We start from the raw sequence: 1,947 nt of genomic DNA on the forward strand, positions 1-1,947 counted from the left end.
GACAGCTCCAGTATAACACAAAACGTGATTTTTGAAGCAAAACGGTTCCTCTTTATGGAGCCGTTTTTTTTATTTCCCGAAGGGTTATTTGTCAGAATGACAAACCGATTTCGAGCCGGCGAGAACCCATTGTCACACCACGATTTAGGGGGTGTGTATAAATGGGCACTCTCTGTGAAATTTGAAGCTTTGAAATTCCGAATGGCGCACTTATACACTCTGTCGAGTGAGTGCTAAAATGCTGAAGCATTTCCGTCAAGCGTGTGGAGGAATCTTGTAGAGAGATATAGCATAGATACCCGTATCTCTAGAGATATTTTGGTATATCCCTGCTATATCTATGGGGTATCTATGCTATATCTTTGGCTTCAAAAACGGCACCTGTTCTAAGAGCATAGAAACTCAACAGGCACAGCCTGTTTGACACCCTTTTTTTTAGGGTGGCACCGAGTTTCCTTATGCTCTTTTTCTCTGAAGCTAAACCTGTTTTATATGTCGTAGTCTTTTTATTGGGAGTGACCCCTTGCTGTACAATTTCCGGAGGTGCCGATAAGGGACGAATTTTCCCTTGTCGGTTGCCTTTGGGGATTGTAAGGGGTGGAGGCTCGGAATCAAAAGGAAACGAAATATCATTCCGAGTGTGCTTCTTTTTTCTGTTCTTGAATTCTATTATTTCCAATGTTAGAATTATGTTAACAACTTGTTAGGAGTGTGTTTGGATGGAAGAGAAAAAACAAATTGGACCTCGAATTACTGTTGAAACATTTAAAAAGCTAGAGTTATTAGCCGAACATTTTACAAAACACAATGAATTTGGAAGAGTTTCAAAAGATGCTGTAATTGAGTTTGCTATTAAGGAATTGTATAGGGACTATTTGGGAAAAGGACGCTAATTTTTGTTGAAAAACTGACTTCGGATTTGGGGTTCTTTATTATTAACTTGATTTTAATTAAACATTACAGGAAAAATTGAGGGGAAATGGATGGATAAACGCAATGGTGACGCGGTTTTCATAGCTCCAAATGATGTTGTAAAAGTGACCACTATGAATCACGTCATTGAAGTTCAGCATATGGAGAAGATGAACCGGAAAAATAATATCAAAAAATTGGACAAGGATAGGTTTGTAGACCTCTCTACTGGGGAGATCCGGGAGTTCGAGCATTCGGAAAATCGGCAGGAAAATTATAATTCTTTGAGACAAACCTTTAAGAAGCTGCGTTATTTGATAAATAACAATTTTATAGGACGGCCAAATGAATTACATATAACTTTGACATACAAGAAAAATATGACGGACACGAAAAAACTTTATAGTGATTTTCAAAATTTTATCGACAGGTTGCGTTATAAATACAAGAAAGAAAGTTCGATAGATTATTTATCGGTGGTAGAGCCACAAGGACGTGGAGCCTGGCATTGTCATGTTTTAATGCGCTTTAATGATTTGGATAAGATTTATATTAAAAATGCTGAATTAAGGAGTCTATGGGGTTTAGGATTTGTAACAATCAAGTCATTAAAGGATATAGACAACATAGGAGCCTATTTGAGCGCTTATTTGACTGATATAGACCTAGAAGATGTCCAAGACAGGGAAACAGCCTTAAAAGTGGCTTCAGAGGGCTGTGAGGTGCAAACAAAGATCGTAGAAGGTCGGGAAAAGAAATTTTTAAAAGGCGGACGGCTGCACATGTATCCTTCCGGAATGAATATGTATCGAAAATCAAAAGGGATTGTTAAGCCGGAACGGGAAGAAATGAAGTTCGGAGACATAAAAAAAGTAGTGGGTTCGGCAAAACCACACTACGAGAAAAGTTATCATGTCGAAAATGACAATTTTGAAAACACAATTTCGTTTCTCCAGTATAACACAAAACGTGATTTTTGAAGCAAAACGGTTCCTCTTTATGGCGCCGTTTTTTTTATTTCCCGAAGGGTTATTT

2 protein-coding genes are annotated in these 1,947 nt (G+C 38.0%); both read left to right on the forward strand.

The genetic code is table 11. The features are described from left to right. The first annotated feature begins 719 nt into the window (after positions 1-719). Positions 720-893 (forward strand): hypothetical protein, encoded by a 174-nt coding sequence (locus ACFXHE_RS44070; RefSeq protein ID WP_375839303.1) that lies wholly within the window; start codon positions 720-722, stop codon positions 891-893. A 90-nt stretch (positions 894-983) separates the two neighbouring features. After that, positions 984-1,892, forward strand: coding sequence for a hypothetical protein (locus tag ACFXHE_RS44075; protein ID WP_375839305.1), 909 nt, complete (start codon positions 984-986; stop codon positions 1,890-1,892). Positions 1,893-1,947: the final 55 nt, after the last annotated feature.

The organism is Nocardia sp. NPDC059229, assembly GCF_042754165.1.
Lineage (GTDB): Bacteria > Actinomycetota > Actinomycetes > Mycobacteriales > Mycobacteriaceae > Nocardia.

What these genes read in the sequence shown, in the direction of transcription:
- ACFXHE_RS44070 (WP_375839303.1), top strand. Translation starts at nt 720, where the DNA reads ATGGAAGAGAAAAAACAAATTGGACCTCGAATTACTGTTGAAACATTT.
- ACFXHE_RS44075 (WP_375839305.1), top strand. Translation starts at nt 984, where the DNA reads ATGGATAAACGCAATGGTGACGCGGTTTTCATAGCTCCAAATGATGTT.